This is a genomic window from Wolbachia endosymbiont of Nasonia giraulti (assembly GCF_048054155.1).
Taxonomy (GTDB): domain Bacteria; phylum Pseudomonadota; class Alphaproteobacteria; order Rickettsiales; family Anaplasmataceae; genus Wolbachia; species Wolbachia pipientis_C.
Map to the genome: position 1 here is coordinate 1 of NZ_JAFEVH010000073.1, position 4,506 is coordinate 4,506.

The following is a 4,506-nucleotide window of genomic DNA, read 5'->3' on the forward strand; positions in this document are numbered from 1 at the left end:
GATGACAGGATATTTGTTTCTAATTCTTTATAATCTACCAAACCAGTAGTTCTATTTGCTTGACTCATATCAAACCTCCATCTTTTATATCAATTTATTACTTTTTTTTCGGTTTGACACACTTTTTTGAACGTTCCCATTTTTTTGAAATTATACTTTGACCTACACAGATCGACCTTTTTGTGAATCCTGGTTTCTGCTTTCTTCAACTTGTTTTGCAAAAGACGTCTCTTGTGTGTTCATATGTTGAAGTGGTTTAGCAATTTCGCGCACAACAGCAGCAACTGCAGTTAAAAACGCCTTGAACAATCCACCTAAAACTCCACCAACTGCTTCTCTACCGTACATACGAGCTTGCTTTTCATTGTCATCAGCAGTTTCCCCTGCCCTCCTTCTTGGATCCATTCTATGAGCAATAACTGAAAACAACACTCCCCTAATTGAAGACTTCACTCGTGCTTTTGCCTTCTGAACATCCCCATCACTTGCTACTTCATGTTTTTCCCTACTATTCATTAGCTCCTTTTGTTGTTGAAAACTTAAGATCTCTTCCATCAGTTGTTTTCTTCTCTTTTCCAGAACTCTTTTCTTGGACTCTGATTTATCGCGAGTGTGTTTTGTGGTTTCAAGTTCTACATCAATATCCTCAGATGCTGCTTGGCTATATAAGGTTTCTATGAGCCTATCTATACTTCGCTTTACTTGCATAGTCCTTTCGTAACTATCTAAATTATCAACTCCTTCATCAATTTGACTTAAAATATCCTCGAAAGGTTTTAAATACTCTTTGCACTGCTCTTCAAGCTGATTTTCATTCTTCAAATTCCTTTCTCTTCTGTCATCGCTATTCTCTTCAACATTATCATCGCCTTCTTCGAAAAGATCCTCATCGTTCATAATTTTTTTTAATTTATTCCCACTTATTATTATTGTATATGAAAAAATTAAATTAACACTAATGAAAAGTGTTCACAACTTCAGCACTGGCTAAAACTACAGTGAAGCTGTCAAAAGTGGCAGGATCGTAATATCTCTCATATAATTCAACCGAACACCTGAGTTTTATCTTCTCCTTAGTATTAAAACTAATCTCATAATCATTATTAGAGTTTAACATTGCAGAATTACGCAATAATTCATCAGCCAATACTGAATTTAAAATGCCATTAATTTTTATTGTAATCTTTCTACTTCCAGCACAATCAAGCACTTTTCTCCAGCCAAAAGAGGAAATATCTTTCATCTCTTCTTTGTTATTACGCAAAGTAAACCTTAAGTTTCGTATATTATTCAGCACAACAAAATTATTGTCATGACCTTTAATTTTCAGCTGTAATTTGCTCATCGCTACCTCCTTGTATTAAAATATCAAAATTAATTGTTGAATGTAAAACTTCATCATGCTGATTTATAGCACAATTACTTTCCAAAATGGTCTCACTACTAATGCTCTTTACCACCAAGCTAACATGCTTTATAGCAGCAAGCATGCTGCTTATATGATAAGTATATATGTCGCATGAAAATCTTACTTTTGTAGCAAAGTTAGATAGCATATGCAGGTTAATATAATTTACTATGCGCAATCTCAGATAAGGAATAGTAACCTGCTTAGGCAGGTAATCATAGATGTTAGTAACATATTTCTTTAAATCAGAGTTTGCTTTTAATGCTGCATAAATACTATTATACAACTCATTTATAATTTGAATTTTTTCCATCTCACAGATACGGTTACGAAGATTGCAATTTGCAGGTACAACAGATGGTGTCATCCCAGTGCTCAGACACTGGGATGACATCGAAGGGGCTACTGGAATGACACCATTTGTTGTATCTGCTATTGAATGACAAACAGGAGCTACAAAACAACCTTTGGTTCGCGAAATGGAGAATACACCTTCTTCACTTCAGATAAATGGCTACTTACTTCTGATTCACGATTTTTATAGAGAGCAGAAACATGCTGTATAATACCTAGCTTTATTTGCTCAGGAACACTATCATAACCAGCTTCATATACAACATCAGCTCTTATTATGCTCAAATAATTGAAAAATTCAATATAGCTTCCTATATCACTAAAATAATAACTAAGTTTTCTATTCTTATCAGTAGCCAATATTATTTTATTCACAGGACCATAGCTTAAATAGATTCTACGAGGTATATAACCTTCATATGAAACTTGCCACGTTTGCTTTACTAGAGACTTTTCCATATGCCACTGAGCATAATCAGTTGCCATAAAAATAAAACTTGAAATCAACTTATCATCTTGATCATTTTCAATTCGTAAAAAAGATTTAACCTCTCCTAAAGTTACTGGAAAAGATTTAGGCTTAGACTTACGTTGTATATTTATGATTGGATACTTTAGTCTTGTTGACATAACAACCCTCCTTTTCTATATATAGCTAAAATAAGTAAGACTTATCTATAAAAAATCTTACTTATTTTAGTTATCACTTAATATTAAATTGCAGCAGCAACTCTATCGTACAAGTATATTGAGAAGAGAACGTATTAACGCTGTTTCTCCTTTTTTTAGGCCGGATTTTAGTAGATTGACATTCTGAGAATGAATGTTATTGAAAGTGAAGTTTAGCTCTTTAGCAAGTAGACTGCGAAATTTCTGCACACTTTCATATGCGATGTTTTCAAGTTCATGCGCAAACTTATCTTGAGCCGCAGCTGCTATGTCTTCTATTTCTTCATTGAACTCTTCTAGCTTTCTTTCCTTACCTTTAAAATTTTTCGTAAAAGCTTTCATATTAATTGGCCTCAACTATTCTTATAATTATAATGACAATAAAAAAACTACCGAAGTAAAAAATTCGTACTATGAAACTGCAAACAAAATCAGCACACCAAATCGGTTCGCTTTATAGCGTAAATCCTATCATCCTGATACTCTTTACTGTCATTCAAGTACCCCTTTTTTGTCATCCCAGTGCCCAAGCAACAAGGACAACATTGCAAATTTAGAGTTCAAGAGGGTTATTCCTCGAGAACTACTGCGTCAGAAAGCTGGCGTTGAACTTGTATATAATGTTGATCTTGGAGGTTTTTATGAATAATAGTGAGAGAAAAGAGAAATTAGAAACTCGTATTCTATCAAGCAGAGGTAGGTCTTTGCTTGACCATGAGCTACTGGAACGTAATCTATCTGCTGGAGCTCTTTGGTAGTTTAGGAAGGGTAATTAATGCTGATCTTCACGAGCTAAAAAATGTTACAGGAATGAACGATGGAGCAATAGCAAATATCTTTTGCCTGAAAGAGATTTTCGATAGGATATTGAAAGGTAAGTTAAAAAAGCTGTCGATTCTTGATAATAGAGAAGAGCTACTAAAATACTTTAAAGCAGCAATAGGACAGTCAAGAAAGGAAAGCTTACGAGTGGTATACTTAGATCGAAGTGGTCATTTAATATATGAGTATGTTCAAGACTGTGGAACTATAGATAGAGTGCCTCTATATGTGAGGGAAATAATAAAACAGGGGTTACTGATTGACGCATCATCTGTTGCAATTTCACATAATCATCCAAGTGGAGATATAGAGCCATCTAAAGAGGATGAAGATAACACACTTACATTAGCTGCAACCTGTGAAAATGTAGGAATGAAATTAATAGATCATATAATCGTAACACAGAAGAGCCACTTTAGTTTTTATGACAGTGGTTTATTGTAATCTGTAGACCGGAAGGAGAGTTCTCTAGCTCTCCTTCTTTTTTTTCACTTCATAAATTAAAAAATTCAATATAAGCTTGAACAGCTAAAATTAGTAATGAAAGGTGGAATTAGGCAAAAAAATAAAAGAACTTAGATTATACTGTGGTTTAACACAAACTGAGTTAGGAAAAAGAATAGGTGTTTCATATAGGCAGATACAAAGGTACGAAAATGGTTCAAACCACATTTTGGCTAGTAGACTATACGACTTAGCAAAAGCTCTATCGATTAATGTGGATGATTTTTTTACTGATGTGCATGACGACTCACATGAAGCTTATGATGAGGAGATATTAAAATTAGTCAAAGGATACAATGAAATTAAGAGCAAAAGGTTACGTAGTGTAGTTTATATATTGGTAAAATCTTTTTCTCAAAGTATATTATCTGATACGTAAAATGACCATACAACATCCTATCGATAAGCAAATAGGTGAAAAAATAAGGAAAAGAAGGCTAATATGTGGTTTTAGCCAAAGGGACTTAGGAAAAAAGCTTGGAATTTCATTTCAGCATATACAAGGATATGAAACTGGAGAGGTAAGGCTTGTAGTTGATAGATTGTATAATTTGGCAGAAGCTTTGTCTGTTGATATGTCATATTTTTTTACCAAAGCGGGAACGTTCGAAAAAGTGTGTCAAACCGCATTTTCAATTCAACTCAATTTTTAACCTACCAGGAAAAAAGATATCAAGTTGAGACATAGTTAAAGCCCAATTAGGCAAAGCAGTAATCCACTTTTGCTCTACCTTTTTTATAGCACAATA

General features: G+C 33.8%; 9 protein-coding genes. 4 read left to right on the forward strand and 5 right to left on the reverse strand.

The annotated features are described in order from the left end of the window. Positions 1-162: 162 nt before the first annotated feature. Genes JR312_RS06055 through JR312_RS06065 form a run of 3 tightly spaced genes read right to left on the reverse strand, consistent with a single transcriptional unit; the run spans position 163 to position 1,721 of the window. Positions 163-897 carry a hypothetical protein gene (locus JR312_RS06055; RefSeq protein WP_416647961.1) on the reverse strand — a complete coding sequence of 245 codons (735 nt, stop codon included), beginning with the start codon at positions 895-897 and terminating at the stop codon, positions 163-165. Positions 898-955: 58 nt separating this feature from the next. Next, a complete protein-coding gene (locus JR312_RS06060; RefSeq protein WP_416647962.1) occupies positions 956-1,345 on the reverse strand; it encodes a phage tail tube protein in 390 nt (129 codons plus the stop codon). Next, positions 1,320-1,721, reverse strand: a complete 402-nt coding sequence (locus JR312_RS06065; protein WP_264331180.1) for a DUF3168 domain-containing protein — start codon at positions 1,719-1,721, stop codon at positions 1,320-1,322. Before JR312_RS06065 ends, JR312_RS06060 begins: the two co-directional genes overlap by 26 nt. A 22-nt stretch (positions 1,722-1,743) precedes the next feature. Between JR312_RS06065 and JR312_RS06070 the strand changes: the two genes are divergently transcribed. Continuing rightward, positions 1,744-1,851 (forward strand): WPE palindromic element domain-containing protein, encoded by a 108-nt coding sequence (locus JR312_RS06070; protein ID WP_416647963.1) that lies wholly within the window; start codon positions 1,744-1,746, stop codon positions 1,849-1,851. Positions 1,852-1,861: 10 nt separating this feature from the next. On the opposite strand, the gene JR312_RS06075 is transcribed toward JR312_RS06070, so the two are convergent. Then, positions 1,862-2,392 (reverse strand): head-tail connector protein, encoded by a 531-nt coding sequence (locus JR312_RS06075; RefSeq protein WP_250119939.1) that lies wholly within the window; start codon positions 2,390-2,392, stop codon positions 1,862-1,864. Between the two features lie 102 nt (positions 2,393-2,494). Further along, positions 2,495-2,773 (reverse strand): hypothetical protein, encoded by a 279-nt coding sequence (locus tag JR312_RS06080; RefSeq protein WP_319606766.1) that lies wholly within the window; start codon positions 2,771-2,773, stop codon positions 2,495-2,497. A 372-nt stretch (positions 2,774-3,145) separates the two neighbouring features. Here JR312_RS06080 and JR312_RS06085 point away from each other — a divergent pair, with 372 nt between their 5' ends. The 3 genes from JR312_RS06085 (at position 3,146) to JR312_RS06095 (ending at position 4,410) form a co-directional block, all read left to right on the forward strand. Further along, positions 3,146-3,697 carry a JAB domain-containing protein gene (locus JR312_RS06085; protein WP_416647964.1) on the forward strand — a complete coding sequence of 184 codons (552 nt, stop codon included), beginning with the start codon at positions 3,146-3,148 and terminating at the stop codon, positions 3,695-3,697. Between the two features lie 103 nt (positions 3,698-3,800). Then, positions 3,801-4,136, forward strand: a complete 336-nt coding sequence (locus JR312_RS06090) for a helix-turn-helix domain-containing protein (protein ID WP_264687764.1) — start codon at positions 3,801-3,803, stop codon at positions 4,134-4,136. Between the two features lies 1 nt (position 4,137). After that, positions 4,138-4,410 (forward strand): helix-turn-helix domain-containing protein, encoded by a 273-nt coding sequence (locus JR312_RS06095; protein ID WP_416647965.1) that lies wholly within the window; start codon positions 4,138-4,140, stop codon positions 4,408-4,410. The last annotated feature ends 96 nt before the right edge of the window (positions 4,411-4,506 follow it).

Coding starts and splice junctions, on each gene's coding strand:
- JR312_RS06055 (WP_416647961.1), bottom strand. CDS start 897: ATGAACGATGAGGATCTTTTCGAAGAAGGCGATGATAATGTTGAAGAG.
- JR312_RS06060 (WP_416647962.1), bottom strand. CDS start 1,345: ATGAGCAAATTACAGCTGAAAATTAAAGGTCATGACAATAATTTTGTT.
- JR312_RS06065 (WP_264331180.1), bottom strand. CDS start 1,721: ATGGAAAAAATTCAAATTATAAATGAGTTGTATAATAGTATTTATGCA.
- JR312_RS06075 (WP_250119939.1), bottom strand. CDS start 2,392: ATGTCAACAAGACTAAAGTATCCAATCATAAATATACAACGTAAGTCT.
- JR312_RS06080 (WP_319606766.1), bottom strand. CDS start 2,773: ATGAAAGCTTTTACGAAAAATTTTAAAGGTAAGGAAAGAAAGCTAGAA.
- JR312_RS06085 (WP_416647964.1), top strand. CDS start 3,146: ATGAGCTACTGGAACGTAATCTATCTGCTGGAGCTCTTTGGTAGTTTA.
- JR312_RS06095 (WP_416647965.1), top strand. CDS start 4,138: ATGACCATACAACATCCTATCGATAAGCAAATAGGTGAAAAAATAAGG.